Origin of the sequence: Xenorhabdus budapestensis (assembly GCF_017743015.1) — a bacterium.
GTDB classification, from domain to species: domain Bacteria; phylum Pseudomonadota; class Gammaproteobacteria; order Enterobacterales; family Enterobacteriaceae; genus Xenorhabdus; species Xenorhabdus budapestensis.
Genome location: NZ_CP072455.1, coordinates 386,479 through 407,500, shown reverse-complemented (window position 1 = coordinate 407,500; position 21,022 = coordinate 386,479). Strand labels below are relative to the sequence as shown.

Here is a 21,022-nt window from a genome sequence, read left to right as displayed (position 1 = left end):
ATGGTATTCACCCGCTGCCGGGTTAGATTTCAAACGCGTCAATGGTGGTTTATTGGTACAGGATCGTGATTTAGGCATGGTAACAGAAACTCAATTACGGGTAGTTTCTAAACGTCAACCAACAGAACAAGAAATGCAGGATGCGCTATTCTGCTGGAAAGTAACTAAGTTTGTTAAATCTAATGCCATTGTTTATGCCAAAGATAATATGACAATCGGTATTGGTGCAGGCCAGATGAGCCGTGTTTATTCAGCTAAGATCGCAGGAATTAAGGCAGCCGATGAAGGGCTGGAAGTTCAGGAATGTGCTATGGCTTCTGATGCTTTTTTCCCGTTCCGAGATGGTATTGATGCTGCCGCAGCCGTGGGAGTGAGTTGTGTGATCCAACCAGGCGGCTCTATACGTGATGATGAAGTGATTGCTGCTGCTGATGAGCATGGCATCGCCATGATTTTTACCGGCATGCGTCATTTCCGCCATTAACCTATCTCAGCTTTATAATAGGAAAAACTGATGAATATACTGATTATTGGTAGTGGCGGAAGGGAACATGCACTGGCGTGGAAAGCAGCTCAATCTCCGCTGGCAAGTCAAGTTTATGTCGCACCGGGTAACGCTGGAACAGCATTGGAAGTGAATCTAAAAAATGTAGATATTGCCGCAACAGATATTGATGGTTTATTGGCCTTTGCTCAAAGCCATGATATTGCTCTCACTATTGTAGGGCCAGAAGCCCCTCTGGTTATCGGTGTGGTTGATGCTTTTCAACAGGCAGGGCTGACAATCTTTGGCCCGACTAAGGCAGCCGCCCAACTGGAAGGTTCTAAGGCTTTTACCAAAGATTTTCTCGCACGTCACCATATACCAACAGCGGCTTACCAAAATTTCACAGAAGTTGAACCCGCTCTCGCCTATTTAGAAAAAATTGGAGCACCTATTGTCATTAAGGCCGATGGTCTGGCAGCAGGTAAAGGAGTGGTTGTCGCCATGACGATGGAAGAGGCTCAAAACGCTATTAAAGATATGCTGGCGGGCAATGCATTTGGTGATGCAGGGCATCGGATTGTCATTGAAGAATTTCTGGACGGAGAAGAGGCCAGTTTTATTGTCATGGTAGATGGTAAAAATGTGGTTCCCATGGCAACCAGCCAGGATCACAAACGGGTCGGTGATGGAGACACTGGACCAAATACTGGCGGAATGGGCGCATACTCTCCAGCACCAGTTATAAATGATGAGATCCACCAGCGTGTGCTGGAGAAAATCATTTATCCGACAGTAGAAGGTATGGCTGCGGAAGGACATACCTATGTCGGCTTTCTCTATGCAGGTTTGATGATTGATAAACAAGGCGAGCCGAAAGTCATCGAATTTAACTGCCGCTTTGGTGATCCTGAAACCCAACCAATTATGATGCGCTTGCGCTCTGATTTGGTCGAACTGTGTCTCGCTGGAGCAAAAGGCCAGTTAGATGGCAAAATATCCGAATGGGATGCCCGCTCTGCGCTGGGTGTAGTGTTAGCGGCAAATGGCTATCCGGCTGATTATACCAAAGGTGATGTGATCACTGGCCTGAATCAAGAAGCGCCATTCAACGAAACTCAATCTGATGAAAAAGTTTTTCACGCGGGAACGGCTTTCAAGGATACAGAGGTAGTAACCGCAGGTGGCCGCGTTTTATGTGTTACGGCATTGGGTGGCAATATTGCAGAAGCACAAAAAAAAGCTTACTTGAAAGCTGAAAAGATTAGCTGGGAAGGTTGTTTTTATCGGAAAGACATTGGTTATCGCGCCATTGCGCGTCTGAAATAAAATAGTCGGAAATGAAGAGCTGGCGAATACAGGCTTACAACTTATCTTTCGTCGGCTCCCAGCGACAAAAATCATCATTGGCGACCAGTAATAACTGCCTCCCTGCTGGCGCTTCCAACCATGCAATTGTGAGTGTACCATAGCTATTCTTGTGCCTTTCTTCGAGCCATACCCGATCCTGAGGCTCAAACTCAATAAATAATTTTTTCCCTGTACAAGTAGTCACTTCACCATTCTGCCAATGTCCCTGAACCAATTTAACTTCTCCTGCAATTAAAGCATCGCTGATTTCCTCTGTCCGCTTAGCACCAAACTGCAAGCTAATAATGTCATCATTGGAGAGTTGTTCACGTCGGCCATCAAACTGGCGCTGCATAAAAATAACGTTGTCCTCTCTATCCAACCGCAAGAGCTCTTCTGTCGGATGATTATTGAGTACATTACGACGCACTTGCCACAAATTTCCTCGGCGGTACTCATAGAAAGAGACAGTGGTATTTTTATGATGGTAAGGACTGAAAACACTCATAATAACTTGAGGTTTACTGTTTTGATCATTCAAGCGCCATAAGCGGATAACACCACCATCGGCAATGAAACCACTGGCGCTGAAAATTGGAGTTTTTGGTTGAACTGAACAGGCGCTGAGCAATGAGATAACCCCCAATGCTAGCAGCCCCTGTAGCGTCAACAAAAGGGGCGCTGAACTCCCCTCTCTCTTCTTTTTTCGCAATACGATTACTTAACTGCGTCTTTTAGTGCTTTACCAGCAGAGAAAGCAGGTACGTTTGCTGCTGCAATTTTGATTTCTTTACCAGTCTGTGGGTTACGACCAGTACGCTCTGCACGATGATTAACTTTGAAAGTACCAAAGCCAACCAGTTGCACTGCATCACCATTTTTCAGAGATTCAGTGATTGCATTCAAAGTTGATTCCAGGGCAGCTTTAGCCTGAGTTTTGGTCAGATCAGCACCTGCTGCGATTGCATCAACTAATTCAGTCTTATTCATAGATTATCCTTACAGTGTGTTTATCGTTTGCAAAGCATCGAGTGCGACGGATATGCCGATTTGACAGCACCCCTGCATACACGCACCGATAGCCACTTCTTTTCGCCCTCAATGTAGAACAGAGTGAGGGCAAATGTGAAGTCTTTAAATCCGGCAATTCAAGCACTAAGTCACGTTTTATGACTTATCACTCCAAATTTATGCCGATATTGCTGACCCCGCACTCACGGAGATCAGCCTTTAATCCTTTAATTAATTCTATGTCCCGTTCTTCGCAGTTCGCCAATAAACGGTAAATCTCCCATTGAATATCCCATTCTTCTTCAATGGCAGGCAATGCCTTTAATTCATCCTCTGTCATTTCTTTACCAGCTTGAGTCATTTCCAGCATGGCGACAGTACGGATGGATATTTCACTGACGGCTATTGCATGCTCTAACGTTGAACCACTCAAACGCGAATGAATGACTTCACCTAATGCAATACACGCATCAATTGCTGGATACACACCATAAATATCATAGCCATCTGCTGATGGGATAATGGTTTCCAGTTTTTCCAGTTGATTATCAAAATTTACTTTTGCGTCTTTGACAACTAATGTCTCCCAAACCAGATCGAGAATACAACGATATTGCGCAGGATCTGCAAACTCAGTTTGGCGACAAAACGCTTGATAGTTTGGATACATCCGCTCACATAGACTAGCCATAAAAGTCAAATGTTGCCAACTTTCAAGTTTCTCCAACCTCAGGTGGATCGGGTTTCTTAACATTAGCTGTTACTCATGATGCTTAATTTGCGCCGAAGTTTACCTGAAAATCAAGAATATCCACATATTTCCGCCTCAATTATAGATTTTTCTGCATTGTTTGCTTAAAAAACGGTCTATTTGAAGCAATTCCATCAGCCCAACGGGTCGGTTCAGGCAGTTTATATCCTTTCATACAATGCTCAACCCAGTAGATGGCACTCTCAATACTGATCTTATGACCGATGGAAATATAGAGTGGATTACATCTTTTTTTACTCCGCCATACGAGACCAATCTGTTCACCATGATCGATCAACGGCTGACTACTACCCAATGCCTCACCCACAAGCTCATGCTCACCACATAAGCGACTTTTAGCGATCCCGATTGTCGGAACATCCACCAGCAAGCCAAAATGGCTGGCAACCCCCAGACGTCTCGGATGGGCAATACCCTGACCATCAACCATCACCAGATTAGGTCGTAGATTTAGCTTATTCCACGCTGCAAGCAATGCTGGATATTCACGAAATGAGAGTAAGCCGGGAATATAGGGGAGTACAGTTTCTACCCTCGCGATTTGATATTCTACCAGTTTAAGGGTGGGATAATGCAAGATAGCAATGGCGGCACGGGTTATCGTACCGTTTTCTTCAAACCCAACGTCCGCACCCGCAATGAACTCCGGTACAAAAGACGCAGAAAAAGCATCATGGCGGATAACCTGCCGTGCTTTTTCTATCTGTTCCTGACGTAATGCCTTCGTATCAATCATAGGCTATTGATGATATTTTACTGAAAGTCTGTGCACTGCTTCGACAAAAGCCCCTGCATGTTCTGGCGGAACATCCTGATGGATCCCATGCCCCAGATTGAAAACATGCCCGCTGCCTGCACCAAAGTCCTGTAGGATAGTCGAAACTTCTTGTTCAATTCGCGCTGGCGCGGCATACAGCATGGATGGATCCATATTACCTTGTAAAGCAACTTTATCCCCGACACGGCGGCGGGCGTCAGCAATATTCGTTGTCCAATCCAGCCCAAGGGCATCACAACCTGTTGCTGCCATCGCTTCAAGCCACTGTCCGCCGCCTTTTGTAAACAGAGTCACAGGTAGACGGCGGCCTTCATGTTCACGGATCAATCCATCGACAATTTTATGCATATATTGCAACGAAAATTCCTGATAATCACGCTGAGATAACACACCACCCCAAGTATCGAAAATCATGACAGATTGAGCACCAGCTTTAATTTGCGCGTTCAGATATAGAATAACGCTGTTTGCCAATTTATCCAGCAGTAGATGCAATGTCGCGGGCTCAGCATACATCATGGCTTTGATCTTAGTAAATGCCTTACTGCTTCCCCCTTCGACCATATAAGTCGCCAGCGTCCAAGGGCTACCAGAAAAACCGATCAGAGGAACTTGTCCTGCTAGCGCCTTGCGGATCGCTCGAACAGCATCCATCACATAACCTAGCTCCATCTCTGGATCGGGGACCGGCAACTTTTCCACATCGGCATGATTAAGGATCGGAAATTGAAAACGCGGCCCTTCGCCTGCTTCAAAATAGAGCCCCAATCCCATTGCATCGGGGATAGTCAAGATATCAGAAAACAGGATCGCCGCATCCAATGGAAAACGTCGCAGGGGCTGGAGCGTAACTTCGCAAGCCAACTCAGTATTTTTGCATAACGAGATGAAATCCCCCGCCTCCTGACGCGTAGCTTTATATTCAGGTAAATAGCGTCCTGCCTGACGCATCATCCATACTGGTGTAATATCAACAGGCTGACGTAATAAGGCGCGCAGATAGCGGTCGTTTTTCAACTCATTCATGACAAGCTCCCTTGATTATCGACAAAAAGCGCGCGCATGATAACACGTCGGAAGCCGAACTTCCGTCCTGACCGCCAATAAATAAACGTTCAAGCGCCAATCCCCCATAACGTATGATCCCAGATGAAAAAATTTATGTGCAGAGTCACAAAACCCAGAACAAGGACTATGCACATCGGCTCATCGCTCTCATTATGTTACATTCATGTAACACGCGTGTTGCGTGAAGGCAATACCGTTTCTCACGTTGCCATAAGCCTTCATTGTTCGCGCTCTTCAGTTAATCGTTGGATGAATTGGTTTACGTTAGTTAATTGTTTAGTTAATTAATTATTTAGTTAATTAACTGTATCAAAGCGCTTATGAAGTCATTTTCATTGATAAATAAACTATTTACATGAAGGAGTTTCGACTAATGCGTTTATCCACTTTAGTACTAGCTATTGGCTTGGCACTAGGCACTCAGGCGCAGGCCGAAGAAAATAAACTGGGATCTGACCACACGAACATATCAAGTGATCAGGTTAAGGAGGTGAGTGCGACCGGTGAAGCTAATCAACAGCAACACAAGAAGAACAAAAACCCGTTCTTCTATCCAAGTGTACTACCATTCCAGGCTCCTCCGTTCAATAAGATAAAAGAAACAGACTATGCGCCCGCGATTGCTGCCGGTATTAAACAGAAACTGAAGGAAGTAGAGAAGATCGCCAATAATCCCGCCATACCTGATTTTGAAAATACATTTGTCGCGCTGGAGAAATCGGGTGCAATGTTGACACGGGTGATGAATGTATTTGGGGCGATGACGTTGGCTAATACCACTGACCGGCTGCAAAAACTGAATGAGGAAACTTCACCAAAGCTGGCGGCGATGAATGATGAAATTACGCTGAACAGTAAACTGTTCAACCGTATCAAAGCCATATACCAGCAGCGCGGGACATTGAATCTGGATCCAGAATCACACCGATTGGTGGAAGTGACTTATCAAAGCTTCGTGTTAGCAGGGGCCAACTTGTCTGATACGGATAAAGCGAAGTTAAAAGCTTTGAATCAGGAAGCAGCAAAACTCAGTACCCAGTTTGCCAACAAACTGCTGGCGGCAACTAAAAATGGCGCGCTGGCGATTCAAGATAAAGCCAGGCTGGACGGGCTGTCCGATGGCGAAATTGCCGCGGCTGCGCAGGCCGCCAGTGAGCGTAAACTAGACAAGCAGTGGCTGTTGGTATTGCAAAACACCACCCAACAGCCGAGTCTGCAAAACCTGAAAGATCGTGATACGCGTAAAGCATTATTTGAGGCATCGTGGACCCGAGCCGAAAAAGGTGACGATAATGACACACGTCAAACCTTAGCCCGGTTAGCGAAGATCCGTGCTGAGCAGGCTAAACTGCTGGGTTTCCCGGATTATTCATCGTGGAAACTGCAAAATCAGATGGCAAAAACGCCCAAAGCTGCGTTGAAATTTTTGCGTGATATTGTACCGGCAGCAACTGCACGCGCTGAGCGCGAAGCCAAAGACATTCAGGCTGTGATTGACCAGCAAAAAGGGGGCTTCAAACTGGAGGCCTGGGACTGGTCATTTTATGCCGAGCAGGTACGCAAAGCAAAATATGATTTGGATGAATCACAGATTAAGCCGTATTTCGAGCTGAATAATGTCCTGAACAATGGCGTGTTCTATGCCGCCAATCTGCTGTATGGCATTACCTTTAAAGAGCGCAAAGACATCCCGGTTTATCAATCCGACGTCCGTGTGTATGAAGTTTTCGATAAAGGCGGACAGCCGTTGGCGTTGTTTTATACCGATTATTTTAAGCGCGACAACAAAGGTGGTGGTGCCTGGATGAATAATTTTGTCGATCAGTCAAAGCTCATCGGAACCAAACCGGTGATTTACAACGTCGCCAACTTTACCAAACCTGCGCCGGGCCAACCAGCACTATTGTCGTATGATGACGTGATCACCATGTTCCATGAGTTTGGCCATGCCTTGCACGGAATGTTTGCCGATCAGGAATATCCGAGCCTGTCCGGTACTAATACCGCTCGTGATTTTGTGGAATTTCCATCACAATTTAATGAGTATTGGGCGCGTGATCCAAAGGTGTTTGCCCATTACGCCAAGCATTACCAAACTGGTGAAGCAATGCCACAAGCATTGGTGGATAAGATCAATAAGGCTGACAAATTCAACAAAGGTTATAGCATGACTGAGCTGCTGTCAGCCGCGTTGCTGGATATGCACTGGCATATGCTGACCGCTGCTCAGCCACAGCAGGACGTGGATAAGTTTGAAGCCAAGTCTCTGCAACAAGACAACATCTATCTCAGCTACGTACCACCGCGCTATCGTTCCAGCTACTTCAACCACATTTGGGGTGGCGGTTATGCTGCCGGTTATTATGCTTATCTGTGGACAGAAATGCTGGCAGATGATGCTTTTGCCTGGTTTACCGAACACGGAGGCCTGACGGCAGAGAATGGCCAACGTTTCCGCGATAAGGTGTTGTCACGTGGTAATAGTGAAGACTTGGAAAAACTGTATATCGACTGGCGCGGTAAGCCACCGAGTATTAAGCATATGCTGAAAAACCGAGGCCTAGAGGAACAAAAACAATAAGGTGTATTAAAGATTAAGAGTTACCCGTTTTGATATGGATATCGAATCCTTATACAAAACATAAGGTAACTCTCATGCTTTATACGGTCGCAGTAGGGGTAGCTGTTACCAGCTACCCCGCACAGATATGGACATGTTTTAAAAAGGATTAACTCATTGATCAATCAACATCACTGCTGACGACATAATGCAACCGCCTCCTCAATCAAACGGCGGGCAATCGTATCAGACGTAGGGATAAGGGGAAGCTGATCATAGCGATACCAATCTGCGCTAATAAGTTCGACAGGGTCATGCTCAATTTCACCGCTATCATAATCCGCCAGAAATCCCATCATCAATGAATTTGGGAAAGGCCACGGTTGAGAAGCGACATAACGCAAGTTACGGATTTTTATTCCACTCTCTTCCATCACCTCACGATGTACAGCTTCTTCCAGTGTTTCCCCCACTTCAACAAATCCGGCAAGTACCGTATGGATACCGTTACGATGGCGCTGATGCTGTGCCAGCAGAATGTGATCATCGCGACGAATGCCGACAATAATGCAAGGTGCAATTTGCGGATAATAATGTTCATCACAGCTCTGGCACAAACAAGCCCATTCATGCTGGCTCTGTTGCATTTTTTGTCCACAGTAACCGCAGTAATGATGAGAACGATAGAACTCAGCCAATTGGATTCCGCGTCCTGCCAGTTGAAATAACTTGGGATCTTGCTCTGCAATCCGACGAGGAGAAGACATATCTGCCTCCATCTTATGGCCTACCAGCCAAACAGTTTCCCCTAACCATTCACCGATAGCGTAAGCTACATAACCTTGCAATGACCACTGGTTGGCTGTTCCTAATGGCAATTCCCCTTGTGGTAGCCAAACTCTGTTTTCAAGGCTGACAATCCACCAGCCTCGTTCTATGCCTGTTAATTTTTTTTGCATTATCGGTTCCATCATTTGTTGCATCGGATGTTGTGTCATAGCCACATTGAAATATTAATTAAATGTTATTAAATCTTAGTGTAAGTACAGCATACTCCTCTTCATCGAATTCTGTCTGCAGTCTGTTATATTAATTACGTTTCTGAATGTTCATTTAATGCAGATAAAGTGTTTGATTTGCTTTCAATCAATAATATGCAGGTATCAATAGGTATCCTAAATTGAGGAATAACAACTATGTCACAACAGGTTGCCGTATTTGATTTGGATGACACCCTGATTTGTGGGGATTCCAGCCAGCTCTGGACTCATTATTTATGGGAAAAAGGCATCATTACTGACCCACGCTTTATAGAGGCAGACCAGAAAATGATATTGGATTACTGTGCAGGAAAACTGAATATGCAAGAGTATCTGGCGACCAACTTACAGGCACTCAGCCAAATTCCTCATGAGCAAATAGATATCTGGCTGACCGATTTCGTGGAAACCAAAATCAAACCTGTCTTCTATCCTGCCGCCAGAAAACAATTAGATATCTACCGCCATCAAAACATTCCTATTATCATCATTTCTGCCACCGTTTCTTTTGTAGTTAAGAAAATCGCTGCTGCATTTGGAGCACAAACAGCGATGGGGATTGATATGGTAATGAAAGATGGTTGTTATACCGGAGACATTCAGGGTATCCCTACCTTCCGGGAAGGAAAAGTTGCCCGTTTACAACAATGGCTGGCAGAGCAGAATTTATCGCCACAACATATCTATTTTTATACAGACTCTGCGAATGATTTACCGATGTGCCGATTTGCCACCAAAGTCTTTACCGTCAATCCAGATATACAATTGCGGGCAGCAGCAGAAGTTCATGGCTGGAAACAATTGAATTGGGCTTTATAGTCAAATAATTAACCCCAGGAAGTCAGTTTCACACGAAGAGTTCTGGTTTCAGCTTAGTGCTTTCTGGTTGCAGTTTTCAGAATCCCCTTTATACTCTGGGTGTTTTCTTGTCGGAGTGCCTAGCGTTCACCCTATCTCACGGTGGACACAGGCTGAGACCGTTTATTCGGGATCCGCAGAACCTGATCGGGCTAATACCCGCGAAGGGAACAAGAGTAATCACCCCGCTGATGTGTTCTTCTTGTTGTTGTACAGATAAATTGTTGTACAAACAAATCTGTCCGGATGACGTAATTCAGCAATCAACCATTACTCCCTGCGAGCTCCAGACAAGCAATTTTCTCAACTTAAGCCCTATCTGAGCGTCATGTTTTTTATTTGCGCAATGAGACAGGCGATAACACAGTCAGGAATTTGCTATGTCTAATGCTATTACTAACAACAGCGTTACCTCTACTGCTGACATTATCCCTGCAACCAATATCTCACCTAAAGCCCATCCAGCACGGCCACGTAAAGTCCAACGAGATGCAGCACAGGAATTTATCAGTTCGATTCAAGGTGTGACATTTCCCAATTCAAACCGTATTTATCTGGCAGGATCACGCGAAGATATTCGGGTTCCCATGCGGGAAATCCAGTTATCTCCCACACTGATTGGCGGAACGAAAGAGAATCCTCAATTTGAGGAAAACGAACCCGTGCCAGTCTATGACACTTCCGGCCCTTATGGCGATCCAGAAGCCATACTGAACGTACAAACGGGTTTGCAAAAGCTCCGTCAACCGTGGATTGAAGAGCGCAATGATGCTGAATCTGTCGCAAGCCTCAGTTCTGATTTTACTCAACAGCGCCTTGCAGATGCCGGACTGGATCACCTGCGCTTCAAACATCGTTCCCATCCATTAAAAGCCAAACAGGGCAGGCGCGTGACTCAATTGCACTATGCATGCCAGGGTATCATCACACCGGAAATGGAATTTATCGCACTGCGTGAAAATATGGGGCGTGAGCGTATCCGTGGTGAAATTCTGCTCCAACAACATACAGGGCAAAGTTTCGGCGCAAACTTACCGGATAACATCACACCGGAATTTGTTCGTCAGGAAGTGGCGGCCGGCCGTGCGATTATTCCTGCTAACATTAACCATCCAGAATCTGAACCGATGATTATCGGTCGTAATTTTCTGGTGAAAGTTAATGCCAATATCGGTAATTCCTCCGTCACTTCCTCTATCGAAGAAGAAGTCGAAAAATTGATTTGGTCTACCCGTTGGGGTGCTGACACGGTGATGGATCTCTCCACCGGACGCTACATCCACGAAACCCGTGAATGGATACTACGTAACAGTCCAGTACCCATCGGCACAGTTCCTATTTATCAGGCACTGGAAAAAGTCAATGGCATAGCGGAAAACCTGACATGGGAAACGTTCCGCGATACGTTACTGGAGCAGGCCGAACAAGGAGTGGATTATTTCACCATCCATGCAGGGGTGTTGCTGCGTTACGTTCCCATGACCGCCAAGCGCCTGACAGGCATTGTTTCCCGTGGTGGTTCAATTATGGCGAAATGGTGCCTTTCCCATCATCAGGAAAACTTTCTCTATACTCACTTTCGTGAAATTTGTGAAATCTGTGCGGCCTACGACGTTTCCCTCTCTTTGGGGGACGGATTGCGCCCCGGCTCCATTCAGGATGCTAATGATGAAGCTCAATTTGCCGAACTACATACCCTCGGTGAACTGACCAAAATCGCCTGGGAATATGATGTTCAGGTGATGATAGAAGGGCCGGGGCATATTCCGATGCAGTTAATTCGCCGCAATATGACAGAAGAACTGGAGCACTGCCACGAAGCGCCATTCTATACCTTGGGGCCACTGACAACTGATATCGCCCCGGGTTATGACCATTTCACCTCTGGTATTGGTGCTGCAATGATCGGTTGGTTCGGCTGTGCCATGCTGTGTTATGTCACTCCCAAAGAGCATCTCGGCCTGCCAAACAAAGAGGATGTGAAACAGGGGCTGATCACCTACAAAATCGCCGCTCATGCGGCAGATCTTGCTAAAGGTCATCCCGGTGCTCAAATTCGTGATAACGCCATGTCAAAAGCCCGTTTTGAATTCCGCTGGGAAGATCAATTTAATCTGGCGCTTGATCCTGAAACTGCCCGCGCTTACCACGATGAAACCTTACCACAAGAATCCGGTAAGGTTGCTCACTTCTGCTCAATGTGTGGACCAAAATTCTGTTCAATGAAGATAACGCAGGATGTGCGGGATTATGCGGCAAAACTAGAGCAAGAAGCTGGCATGGAACAGATGTCCGAAGAGTTCCGTGTTCATGGTAGTGAACTGTATCACCGTGCCGAGGATATCAACGATGTCAAATCAGCTTAAAGCGATATCCTTTGCTCCAACTGAACACCGATTGGGGTTATATCCCGTTGTGGATTCCCTGATGTGGATTGAGCGATTACTGGAAGCGGGTGTCAGAACCCTGCAATTGCGCATCAAAGATATGCCCGAAGAGCAAATGGAGGACGATATCCGGCAAGCCATTACACTGGGAAATAAATATAACGCTCGTCTGTTCATCAACGATTACTGGCGTCTGGCAATCAAACACCACGCCTATGGCGTACATCTGGGGCAAGAAGATTTGGATATCGCCGATCTTCAGGCCATCCAACAGGCCGGACTTCGTCTGGGTATTTCCACCCATAATGAGCAGGAATTGGCGCGGGCAAAAGCTCTGCGCCCATCTTATATCGCACTGGGACATATTTTCCCGACCACGACCAAGGAGATGCCATCATCGCCACAGGGGCTTATCGCCCTGAAACATCAGGTGGAGATCACGCCAGAATTTCCTACCGTTGCCATTGGCGGTATTTCACTGGAGCGTGTGCCGGATGTGGTTGCAACAGGTGTCGGAGGTGTGGCGCTGGTCACTGCCATCACTAAAGCCAAAGATTGGCGACAAGCAACATCCAGATTACTTCATTTAGTTGAAGGAATAATGGTTGAAAGAATCGTTGAAGGAAATGATCGGAGGCTCTTATGTTGAACGATCAAGAATTTATGCGGTACAGCCGCCAATTGTTACTGGAAGACATCGGCCCTGACGGACAGGAAAAATTAAAAGCAAGCAAGGTATTAATTGTTGGAATCGGGGGGTTAGGCTCCCCCGCCGCACTCTATCTCGCCGCAGCAGGAGTGGGGCACCTCTATCTTGCAGATGATGACAAATTACATATCTCTAACCTGCAACGCCAAATCCTCTATCGCACGGCAGATATTTCCGCCGGAAAAGCGGCTCTGGCGGCAGAGCAATTGGCCGATTTAAATCCCCTTGTCAATCTCACTGTTATAAGTGAGCGACAGGATAAGAAATCACTGACAAACCTTGCCCGGCAAGTCGATCTGATATTGGATTGCTGCGATAACATGGCAACCCGACACGCCATTAATGCTGCCAGTGTTGAGACCAATACCGCCCTTATCAGTGGCAGTGCTGTAGGGTTCAGCGGGCAACTTATGGTGTTTGAACCCCCTTACCAACATGGCTGTTATACCTGCCTCTATCCCGATCAGGAAGAGCCGCAACGTAATTGTCGAACCGCTGGTGTTATGGGGCCAGTAGTTGGTGTTATCGGCACACTGCAAGCACTGGAAGCAATCAAAATGTTGGCCAGTCTCCCTTCTCATCTGAGTGGAAAACTACGGCTGTTTGATGGCAGACAACAAAGCTGGAGCACATTACAGCTGACTGCATCACCGCAATGCCCAATCTGCGGAACATTATCTTTTATAGATAAAACAGTTTCAGGAAAAAAAATCGCATGAACATCATCGTCAACGATCAAACAGTCACACTGCCAGATCCTGTGAATAAGCCTATGACGGTACAACAGTTACTGGAACATATACAACGTACTCAATTGGGCACTGCGTTAGCCATTAATCAGACCATTATCCCGCGCTCAGAATGGGATATTCACCTGATTAATGATGGGGACAATATCCTGCTGTTTCAGGCCATTGCTGGTGGCTAATGCCGGAGGTTAGTCATGTTAAAAATCGCTGATACCCCCTTTCACTCCCGCCTGTTTACAGGAACAGGTAAATTCGCCAACGCCGGATTGATGATGGAAGCTATCCGTGCTTCCGGCAGCCAGTTAGTCACAATGGCCATGAAACGTATCGATCTGCATGGCAACGATGATGGCATTCTCGCACCATTACAAGAGTCAGGCATTAAACTCCTGCCCAATACTTCTGGGGCAAAAACCGCAGAGGAAGCTGTGTTTGCCGCCCGCCTTGCACGGGAAGCACTGGACACCAACTGGATCAAACTGGAAATTCATCCTGACGTAAAATACCTGTTGCCCGATCCGGTAGAAACTCTGAAAGGTGCAGAGCAGTTAGTCAAAGAAGGTTTTATTGTCCTGCCTTACTGCGGCGCAGATCCGGTTCTGTGCCGCCGCCTGGAAGAAGTGGGCTGTGCTGCTGTGATGCCATTAGGCGCTCCTATTGGTTCAAACAAAGGCTTGCTCACCCGTGATTTTCTGCAAATCATTATCGAACAATCCCATGTTCCTGTCGTCGTGGACGCTGGCATTGGCGCACCAAGCCATGCACTGGCAGCCATTGAAATGGGAGCTGATGCCGTACTGGTCAATACCGCCATCGCCGTTGCCCATAATCCGGTCAAAATGGCGCAAGCATTTAAAGCAGCCATTGAGGCAGGTGAACTTGCTTATCAGGCCGGTATGGCAAGCCAGAAATCCCATGCAGAAGCCTCCAGTCCATTGACTGATTTTCTGGGGGTGCTATGACAGGTAATACAGTAACCAGTAATACAACGACCAGTAATCGATTGACAGAAGCGACCTTCCGTCAACGCTGGCAACAGTTGGATTGGGATGACATCACTCTGCGTCTCAACAGTAAAACCAGACAAGATGTCGAACATACCCTAAACAACGAACATCTGACATTGGATGATTTTATGGCACTGCTCTCCCCCGCAGCGCAGTCTTACCTTGAACCTTTGGCTCAGCGGGCACAACAATTAACCCGTCAACGATTTGGTAATACCGTGGGATTTTACATCCCACTTTACCTTTCCAACCTGTGCGCCAACGACTGCACTTATTGTGGTTTTTCCATGAGTAACCACATCAAACGTAAGACGCTCAATGAACAGGAAATTGAAGCTGAATGTCAGGCCATCAAAAAACTAGGGTTCGAGCATATCCTGCTGGTAACCGGGGAACATCAGAAAAAGGTCGGCATGGATTATTTTCGTCGTTATCTTCCCTTAATACACCGTTATTTCAGCTCTGTCACAATGGAAGTGCAACCATTGGCACAAGAGGAATATGCAGAACTAAAAACGCTAGGATTGGATGGCGTACTGGTCTATCAGGAAACCTATCACGAACCGAGTTACCAATTGCATCATCTCAAAGGGAAAAAACAGGATTTCCATTGGCGACTGGAAACCCCTGAACGACTCGGACGAGCAGGTATCGACAAAATCGGTTTGGGCGCATTAATCGGTTTATCTCATAACTGGCGCACAGACTGTTACCTGGTGGCAGAGCATCTGCTCTTCCTGCAAAAAAAATTCTGGAAAAGCCGCTACTCCATCTCTTTTCCACGCCTGCGTCCCTGTGCTGGTGGCATTGAACCCGCTTCTCTGATGAATGAAGCCGAGCTGGTACAACTGATCTGTGCATTCCGCCTGCTGGCACCAGATGTAGAGCTTTCCCTCTCCACTCGTGAATCCCCGTATTTCCGCGATCACGTCGTGCCACTGGCAATAAATAGTGTCAGTGCCGGTTCCAAAACCCAACCGGGTGGTTATGTCGATAATGACCATCACGAGCTGGAACAGTTCTCTCCAAACGATCATCGTTCTGTTGAACAGGTTGCAGACGCTTTGGCGAAATCGGGATTACAACCGGTTTGGAAGGATTGGGATAGTTATTTGGGACGGTAAAAGTCAACATATTCCCGTCCAATACTGGTGCGGGAATATTAAGATGATTTGCATTCATTCAAAAACACTAACTCAAATCATGCAGAGCTTTGTTCAATGATGACGTCAGTTTGAATTCAGAGAATTTCACCTGTAATCCTTCACGTTCTGGTGAACAACACATAGCCCCAATAAATACCCGTTGATCAATATGATTACTGATATTAAAAGGAGATAATCGCAGCAGTGGCCAGCGCTTACCATCGGTGGAATATTGCAACCGGATAGCCCCTTCCTGATAAGTCAGACGCAGCCAGAATTTATCAGGGTCACCCGGAAAAACCCCCATTGCCCAATCAGAGCAAGGAGCTGTCAGTACACTGCCAATGGTTGACTGCCCATCAGAATGCTCAATACCCGCTTTCAACCAGTGGTGCTCATCCACTAGCAACATAATACCGGCCTGATCGTATAACTGCTCAAAACGCCCTTCAATGCAGAGCTGAAAAGTGAACCCTTCTTCGACAAAAGCAGCCTCTACATAACCACCAAAAACATGTCCACTATGACGTTGGAAGCCATACCATGTATCACGCCAAAAATCTGTTTGATTATCAGTTACCACATGCAATTCATCATCTTGATGCTTCCACAAAACGGGTTCATTAAGCCAATGGCAGTGCAACAAATTCATCAATATTTCCTCTGTTATTTTCGGTCGGGTGCAATTAACCAATATCCCGCCAATAATGAAAGAGATAACAAAGCGATACAGCCAAATGCACTATGCAATGTTATCTGATGGGCTAAACCACCAATAATCGCAGGCCCAAGCAGAATACCTGAATATCCCATCGTAGAGACAGCAGAAACAGCCAGAGAGTCAGGCATCACTTTTTGCCGTCCCGATGCGGTAAAAAACATCGGAGCCAGATTGGACAAACCAGCGCCGATCATCAGGAATGCCAACGCTAATGCAATTACACCGGATGCCAGATAAATCAAGATAAACCCTGATGTCGCCAACATAGCGCTTGCCAAAAAAACCTGCCGATACCCACAGGCGGCGATCAGCCTGTCTCCGAAAAATCGACCGCATGTCATGGTAATGGCAAACAGGGTATAACCCAGTCCCGCCTGATGGCTATCTATGCTATGAACACTGCTTAATAAGATCCCACTCCAATCCAGCATGGAACCTTCCATCAGATAAACAACAAAGCAGAGAAAACCTATCAGGATCACAATACCACGCGGCAAAGCAAAAAACGGGGTATCTCCGTCTTCTGCATCATCCAGCAATCCATTCCATACCGGAAACAGCAACAGGATAATCAATAATGTCACAGCGACCATTACTAAAAATGGGGATATTCCCATAAACAACAACAAACTCACCGAACCAGCCCCAGCTATTCCCCCTAAACTGAACAGGGCATGAAAACCTGACATCACAGGACTCTGCACTCTTTTTTCAATATTAACTGCGTGGATATTGGCCGAGACATCCATCGCCCCAATCCCTGCCCCAAATAGAAATAGTGCACAAGCCAGAACTGCGGGAGTAGGCAGGATACTCAATCCCGGCAACATCAAAATTGCCAGTAACGTGAAGAAAGTAAAAACTTTCCGACAACCAAATCGTGCGGACAACATTCCTGCGACTGGCATCATAATGAAAGAACCAATACCAAATGCCAGCATCAGCAACCCCATTGCACCATCGTCCAAAAACAGTCGCTCTTTGACTAATGGGATCAGAGGAGCCCAACTCGCCATACTGAAACCTGCGATAAAAAAAGAGTTTTTTGTCGCCATAATAGGCTGTTTAACCAAAGAAATCGCATACTCCCCAGACATCCGCTCCCTCCATCAATTTCTGCTTATGCAACGTTGTTTTACATACACAAGCCTGATAAAAAATCACCCTTATTCAAACAATGCCCTTCTCTATTTTTTGAGAAAGGCATGAGCATGGGATATAAAACCCAAATCATACTGGCTGAAAATCTTTTTGGATTATATTGAGATTAACCCTGCAAATTGAGGAATATCTGCCAGCCTCTTAATAACACACGTTGCCTGCTTGTACTGTTCCATTACTGACAAGGCATGAGGCCAGGCATATATCTGTGGAATACCCGCTTGTTTTGCTGCCATAATTCCCAAATCAGTATCCTCAATGACCAAAGTCTGCCGGGCATCCATTCTTTTCAATTTAAGCATAGCCAGATAGGGATCGGGAAAAGGCTTAGTTTGTTCAACATCATCACCAGAAATCAACGCTGGTTCTTCCGCCAGACCCAACAACCCAAGATTGGCCAAACACACTTCACGTGGAGCGGTCGAAACAAAGCCAAAAACAACTCCATTTTGCTGTAAGGCTGTTAGCAAGCCAGCAATGCCTGGTCGCAGGTAATGTGTAGATAATTTATCTTGATAAACCGAGATAATCCTATTGGTAATACTTTGCTGTACTTGTGATGGAATACCAATCGCATTCAGTGTTTCTGCCAGACTCAGGCCGATCAATTGTTGCGGCTGAATATCGCGTGTCTGTTCAGGTGCCAATTCACATAGCACATCAAAATGTAACTGTTCACTATCAACAATGACCCCATCGATATCAAAAATGACATTGAATTTATCCATCATCACTATTCCAATACTTATCGATTACTTCAAATCAGCCACACGAATTAACACTTTACAGTTTGGCGTGCTAAGCGGTATTTGAGCCTTGCCTGCAACATCACAACCAACTGTCAGAAATGCCTGCTGATAATCATCAAAATCAAAAACATGACTAATCAGACGATCTGCCGGGATCACACCATCACGGATCATGGTGTAAGCCCGTTCAAAACTGTTGTTCAGGGAATCAATAGAACCAATCACAGAAAGGCTTTTATCCGCAATTTTTAAGATATCGAGATTGGCATGCTTATCTTTTAAGGCAACATTCAACAACTTACCTCCCGGTGCCAAATGACCGAAAATATACTCTGTCAGTTGCCCGGTAGTATCTACACACAGGTCTATCAATGCGGATTTATCACCGTATTCCTGTGTCAGTGCTTCATCAAAATCAGTATATAGTCTGCATTCCGCAGGTAAATTCTGGCAGGCAAATTGTATACGGTTCGGGTTTTTCTCAATCATGAACGCCTTAACGCCTCGCTCATGCAACGCCCAAAGGTACAGCATCCCCATTGGCCCTGCACCTGCCACTACTGCACGAATATTGGTATGAGTAATCCCCAATTTATCCACGCCAGTCAATGTACAACTTAATGGCTCTGTCAATGAAGCTGCTTCCATACTGACATGAGGCTCCAATTTAATCAGTGAACCCTCTTTTGCCAGATACTGCTCAGCAAATGCGCCATCATAGGAAACACCCGCTTCTGTACCCATTTTCTTCTCACAATGATTTGGGTTGCCTGTCTGACACATTCTGCAACACTCGCAAGAGTATGTCGGGTTAATAACTACACGATCACCAACTTGAAAACGCGTCACCCCACTACCCACCTGTGCTACAACGCCTGTCGTTTCATGACCCAATGTCGTTCCGGGTACTGCAACAGGGTAAGAACCAGTGATAATACCTACATCAGTTCCGCATATCCCACATACAGCGATATTCACCACCACATCATCCGGTTCAATACAGTGCAACGGCTCAACGTCCTGGACTTGAATATCCCATACTTGATTAAATTTAAGCGCTTTCATTATGCAACCTCCCTGTGTCCCTGGGCAGAAACCGTCAGCTCCGCAAAAGTCAGATCCAATTTATGGAGGATTTCGTTCAAGTGTACTTGTGTACAAATCAAAGGAGGACGTATCTTGAGTGCTCGCCCCTTACCATACCGGGAACCACGCAGGATAAGTTTATGGTAGTTGGCAACCGCAATCGCCCTTGCTGCAAACTCTGGACTTGGCGTATCAAAACCAAACATATAACCAATGCCCCTGACTCCAGTGATTTCAGGATATTTATGTTGTAAATCCAGCAACCCGTTACGCAGGAAGGTTTCGTTCTGACGTACATTTTCTAAGATATGTTCATCTTCAATAATATCGATGATTTCGTTAAGCGCGACCAAAGACAACGGATTCGCGCCGGAGGTGCTTGAATGCTCGAATGATTCCAATACATCCAATGAACTACGCATCAGCACACCGCCGATTGGGATGCCAATGCCGCCGGCACCTTTGGCAAAAACGATAATATCTGGCTCTAGTTCTTTGGCATAACCTGTAGAAGCGAAGAAAGTACCAGTACGCCCAAACCCTGTCTGAACTTCATCTGCAATAATGATGATGCCATGCTGGTGGCAAATTTCCCGGATCTTGCGATAGAACTCCACAGGGAAAACAATATTTCCGCCATTCCCCTGAATCGGTTCAATAATCAGACATGCGATATTGTCGCTTGAGCCCAACTGAATGAACTGCTCCAGATCGATATACTGTGTTGCTTCATCTGGGGGTTCAGCCATGACACTACTTGGCGCTGGAATTTTTATGGAGCCTTCGATATTGATATGAAAATTTTTAAGCCGGAACGCATTACCAGAAACCTGCGCCGTAGCAAGAGACTGACCGTGATGGGCAAGAAAGAAAGAAACAATACCAGAACGTCCTGTCGCTTTTTGAGCAATACGAATGGCACACTCCACAGCACCAGAGCCAGAAACATCTCGTAACCAAATACTGTCTATACCTTTAGGGGTATGTTTAACCAACTTACTCAAAATATACTGCGACATTTCTCGTGTATAGGCAGAACTCAAATGCGTGCACCTATCAATCTGCTGCTTTAATTTTTCGGCGATCCTGTGATTGGTGTAACCAAGCGGCAAATTAAACGTTCCTGATGCTGTATCAATATATTTTTCACCATCAATGACCAAATACGGGCCATGACCGACATAACGAGAAAGCATTTCTTCAAGGTGATTCTCTTTAAGGTGATCTTCTTTAAGGTGATAGTTATTTTCCATAATCACTCTCCATCATTAGTTATATTTAACAAAAAACCCGCCAACTATGGAGAATAAGATTAGACCTCTTTCAAATGTGATGTCTATCACAGAACTACCATAAAAAATATTAAATAGTTTTAAAAATTATTTTA

Annotated in this window: 21 protein-coding genes, 1 pseudogene and 1 riboswitch (1 of these 23 cut by a window edge); of the genes and pseudogenes, 11 read left to right on the top strand and 11 right to left on the bottom strand. The window is 45.8% G+C overall.

Features of this window, described 5'->3' with window-relative positions:
- Together purH and purD are read left to right on the top strand one after the other, a co-directional pair.
- Positions 1–484 carry the 3' portion of a bifunctional phosphoribosylaminoimidazolecarboxamide formyltransferase/IMP cyclohydrolase gene (gene purH / locus HGO23_RS01665; protein WP_209027743.1) on the top strand. The gene continues 1,106 nt to the left of window position 1, outside the view, so 484 of the gene's 1,590 nt are visible here — the last part of the coding sequence; the start codon falls outside the window, past its left edge; its stop codon occupies positions 482–484.
- 30 nt (positions 485–514) lie between these two features.
- Complete coding sequence (gene purD, locus HGO23_RS01660; RefSeq protein WP_099134995.1) at positions 515–1,813, top strand: phosphoribosylamine--glycine ligase; 1,299 nt, start codon at positions 515–517, stop codon at positions 1,811–1,813.
- Between the two features lie 34 nt (positions 1,814–1,847).
- On the opposite strand, the gene HGO23_RS01655 is transcribed toward purD, so the two are convergent.
- From HGO23_RS01655 to hemE, 5 genes are all read right to left on the bottom strand, one after another.
- On the bottom strand, positions 1,848–2,504 hold the full coding sequence (locus HGO23_RS01655; RefSeq protein WP_099135141.1) for a DUF1481 domain-containing protein: 657 nt from the start codon (positions 2,502–2,504) through the stop codon (positions 1,848–1,850).
- 47 nt (positions 2,505–2,551) lie between these two features.
- Positions 2,552–2,824: a nucleoid-associated protein HU-alpha gene (gene hupA, locus HGO23_RS01650; RefSeq protein WP_010848914.1), complete on the bottom strand. Its 273-nt coding sequence runs from the start codon at positions 2,822–2,824 to the stop codon at positions 2,552–2,554.
- Positions 2,825–3,011: 187 nt separating this feature from the next.
- Entirely contained in the window at positions 3,012–3,599 is a 588-nt protein-coding gene (locus HGO23_RS01645) for a YjaG family protein (protein WP_099134994.1), read from the bottom strand.
- A 76-nt stretch (positions 3,600–3,675) separates the two neighbouring features.
- A complete protein-coding gene (gene nfi / locus HGO23_RS01640; protein ID WP_209027738.1) occupies positions 3,676–4,353 on the bottom strand; it encodes a deoxyribonuclease V in 678 nt (225 codons plus the stop codon).
- A 3-nt stretch (positions 4,354–4,356) separates the two neighbouring features.
- Positions 4,357–5,421 carry a uroporphyrinogen decarboxylase gene (hemE, locus tag HGO23_RS01635; RefSeq protein ID WP_209027736.1) on the bottom strand — a complete coding sequence of 355 codons (1,065 nt, stop codon included), beginning with the start codon at positions 5,419–5,421 and terminating at the stop codon, positions 4,357–4,359.
- 113 nt (positions 5,422–5,534) lie between these two features.
- On the opposite strand from hemE, the pseudogene HGO23_RS19495 reads away from it, so the two are divergent.
- Positions 5,535–5,730: pseudogene (locus tag HGO23_RS19495) on the top strand (hypothetical protein); the annotation flags it as partial.
- A 106-nt stretch (positions 5,731–5,836) separates the two neighbouring features.
- Positions 5,837–8,044: a peptidyl-dipeptidase Dcp gene (gene dcp / locus HGO23_RS01630; protein WP_099134991.1), complete on the top strand. Its 2,208-nt coding sequence runs from the start codon at positions 5,837–5,839 to the stop codon at positions 8,042–8,044.
- 170 nt (positions 8,045–8,214) lie between these two features.
- On the opposite strand, the gene nudC is transcribed toward dcp, so the two are convergent.
- Positions 8,215–8,982, bottom strand: a complete 768-nt coding sequence (gene nudC / locus HGO23_RS01625; RefSeq protein ID WP_209027734.1) for an NAD(+) diphosphatase — start codon at positions 8,980–8,982, stop codon at positions 8,215–8,217.
- A 237-nt stretch (positions 8,983–9,219) separates the two neighbouring features.
- On the opposite strand from nudC, the gene HGO23_RS01620 reads away from it, so the two are divergent.
- The 7 genes from HGO23_RS01620 (at position 9,220) to thiH (ending at position 15,897) form a co-directional block, all read left to right on the top strand.
- Positions 9,220–9,882, top strand: a complete 663-nt coding sequence (locus tag HGO23_RS01620; RefSeq protein ID WP_209027732.1) for an HAD family hydrolase — start codon at positions 9,220–9,222, stop codon at positions 9,880–9,882.
- A gap of 101 nt (positions 9,883–9,983) precedes the next feature.
- Positions 9,984–10,108: riboswitch (TPP riboswitch) on the top strand.
- Between the two features lie 193 nt (positions 10,109–10,301).
- Entirely contained in the window at positions 10,302–12,287 is a 1,986-nt protein-coding gene (thiC, locus tag HGO23_RS01615; RefSeq protein WP_209027731.1) for a phosphomethylpyrimidine synthase ThiC, read from the top strand.
- Positions 12,271–12,957, top strand: coding sequence for a thiamine phosphate synthase (thiE, locus tag HGO23_RS01610; protein ID WP_209027729.1), 687 nt, complete (start codon positions 12,271–12,273; stop codon positions 12,955–12,957). The genes thiC and thiE overlap by 17 nt, the downstream gene beginning before the upstream one ends.
- Entirely contained in the window at positions 12,951–13,736 is a 786-nt protein-coding gene (locus HGO23_RS01605) for a HesA/MoeB/ThiF family protein (RefSeq protein ID WP_209027727.1), read from the top strand. The genes thiE and HGO23_RS01605 overlap by 7 nt, the downstream gene beginning before the upstream one ends.
- Positions 13,733–13,945 carry a sulfur carrier protein ThiS gene (gene thiS / locus HGO23_RS01600; RefSeq protein ID WP_099134986.1) on the top strand — a complete coding sequence of 71 codons (213 nt, stop codon included), beginning with the start codon at positions 13,733–13,735 and terminating at the stop codon, positions 13,943–13,945. The genes HGO23_RS01605 and thiS overlap by 4 nt, the downstream gene beginning before the upstream one ends.
- 15 nt (positions 13,946–13,960) lie before the next feature.
- On the top strand, positions 13,961–14,728 hold the full coding sequence (locus HGO23_RS01595) for a thiazole synthase (RefSeq protein WP_209027725.1): 768 nt from the start codon (positions 13,961–13,963) through the stop codon (positions 14,726–14,728).
- Entirely contained in the window at positions 14,725–15,897 is a 1,173-nt protein-coding gene (gene thiH / locus HGO23_RS01590) for a 2-iminoacetate synthase ThiH (protein ID WP_209027723.1), read from the top strand. The genes HGO23_RS01595 and thiH overlap by 4 nt, the downstream gene beginning before the upstream one ends.
- Before the next feature lie 67 nt (positions 15,898–15,964).
- Here the strand turns inward: thiH and HGO23_RS01585 are convergent, their stop codons facing one another.
- From HGO23_RS01585 to HGO23_RS01565, 5 genes are all read right to left on the bottom strand, one after another.
- Positions 15,965–16,570 carry a DUF1349 domain-containing protein gene (locus HGO23_RS01585; RefSeq protein WP_209027721.1) on the bottom strand — a complete coding sequence of 202 codons (606 nt, stop codon included), beginning with the start codon at positions 16,568–16,570 and terminating at the stop codon, positions 15,965–15,967.
- Between the two features lie 14 nt (positions 16,571–16,584).
- Positions 16,585–17,736 (bottom strand): MFS transporter, encoded by a 1,152-nt coding sequence (locus HGO23_RS01580; protein WP_099134982.1) that lies wholly within the window; start codon positions 17,734–17,736, stop codon positions 16,585–16,587.
- 159 nt (positions 17,737–17,895) lie between these two features.
- Positions 17,896–18,528, bottom strand: coding sequence for an HAD family hydrolase (locus HGO23_RS01575; RefSeq protein ID WP_099135139.1), 633 nt, complete (start codon positions 18,526–18,528; stop codon positions 17,896–17,898).
- Positions 18,529–18,552: 24 nt separating this feature from the next.
- A complete protein-coding gene (locus tag HGO23_RS01570) occupies positions 18,553–19,614 on the bottom strand; it encodes a zinc-dependent alcohol dehydrogenase (protein ID WP_099134981.1) in 1,062 nt (353 codons plus the stop codon).
- Positions 19,614–20,888, bottom strand: coding sequence for a class-III pyridoxal-phosphate-dependent aminotransferase (locus HGO23_RS01565; RefSeq protein WP_099134980.1), 1,275 nt, complete (start codon positions 20,886–20,888; stop codon positions 19,614–19,616). The genes HGO23_RS01570 and HGO23_RS01565 overlap by 1 nt, the downstream gene beginning before the upstream one ends.
- Positions 20,889–21,022: the final 134 nt, after the last annotated feature.

What these genes read in the sequence shown, in the direction of transcription:
- HGO23_RS01570 (WP_099134981.1), bottom strand. Translation starts at nt 19,614, where the DNA reads ATGAAAGCGCTTAAATTTAATCAAGTATGGGATATTCAAGTCCAGGAC.
- nfi (WP_209027738.1), bottom strand. Translation starts at nt 4,353, where the DNA reads ATGATTGATACGAAGGCATTACGTCAGGAACAGATAGAAAAAGCACGG.
- thiS (WP_099134986.1), top strand. Translation starts at nt 13,733, where the DNA reads ATGAACATCATCGTCAACGATCAAACAGTCACACTGCCAGATCCTGTG.
- HGO23_RS01580 (WP_099134982.1), bottom strand. Translation starts at nt 17,736, where the DNA reads ATGTCTGGGGAGTATGCGATTTCTTTGGTTAAACAGCCTATTATGGCG.
- HGO23_RS01585 (WP_209027721.1), bottom strand. Translation starts at nt 16,570, where the DNA reads ATGAATTTGTTGCACTGCCATTGGCTTAATGAACCCGTTTTGTGGAAG.
- dcp (WP_099134991.1), top strand. Translation starts at nt 5,837, where the DNA reads ATGCGTTTATCCACTTTAGTACTAGCTATTGGCTTGGCACTAGGCACT.
- HGO23_RS01645 (WP_099134994.1), bottom strand. Translation starts at nt 3,599, where the DNA reads ATGTTAAGAAACCCGATCCACCTGAGGTTGGAGAAACTTGAAAGTTGG.
- thiH (WP_209027723.1), top strand. Translation starts at nt 14,725, where the DNA reads ATGACAGGTAATACAGTAACCAGTAATACAACGACCAGTAATCGATTG.
- HGO23_RS01605 (WP_209027727.1), top strand. Translation starts at nt 12,951, where the DNA reads ATGTTGAACGATCAAGAATTTATGCGGTACAGCCGCCAATTGTTACTG.
- nudC (WP_209027734.1), bottom strand. Translation starts at nt 8,982, where the DNA reads ATGCAAAAAAAATTAACAGGCATAGAACGAGGCTGGTGGATTGTCAGC.
- HGO23_RS01620 (WP_209027732.1), top strand. Translation starts at nt 9,220, where the DNA reads ATGTCACAACAGGTTGCCGTATTTGATTTGGATGACACCCTGATTTGT.
- hemE (WP_209027736.1), bottom strand. Translation starts at nt 5,421, where the DNA reads ATGAATGAGTTGAAAAACGACCGCTATCTGCGCGCCTTATTACGTCAG.
- HGO23_RS01595 (WP_209027725.1), top strand. Translation starts at nt 13,961, where the DNA reads ATGTTAAAAATCGCTGATACCCCCTTTCACTCCCGCCTGTTTACAGGA.
- thiE (WP_209027729.1), top strand. Translation starts at nt 12,271, where the DNA reads ATGTCAAATCAGCTTAAAGCGATATCCTTTGCTCCAACTGAACACCGA.
- HGO23_RS01575 (WP_099135139.1), bottom strand. Translation starts at nt 18,528, where the DNA reads ATGGATAAATTCAATGTCATTTTTGATATCGATGGGGTCATTGTTGAT.
- hupA (WP_010848914.1), bottom strand. Translation starts at nt 2,824, where the DNA reads ATGAATAAGACTGAATTAGTTGATGCAATCGCAGCAGGTGCTGATCTG.
- purD (WP_099134995.1), top strand. Translation starts at nt 515, where the DNA reads ATGAATATACTGATTATTGGTAGTGGCGGAAGGGAACATGCACTGGCG.
- thiC (WP_209027731.1), top strand. Translation starts at nt 10,302, where the DNA reads ATGTCTAATGCTATTACTAACAACAGCGTTACCTCTACTGCTGACATT.
- HGO23_RS01565 (WP_099134980.1), bottom strand. Translation starts at nt 20,888, where the DNA reads ATGGAAAATAACTATCACCTTAAAGAAGATCACCTTAAAGAGAATCAC.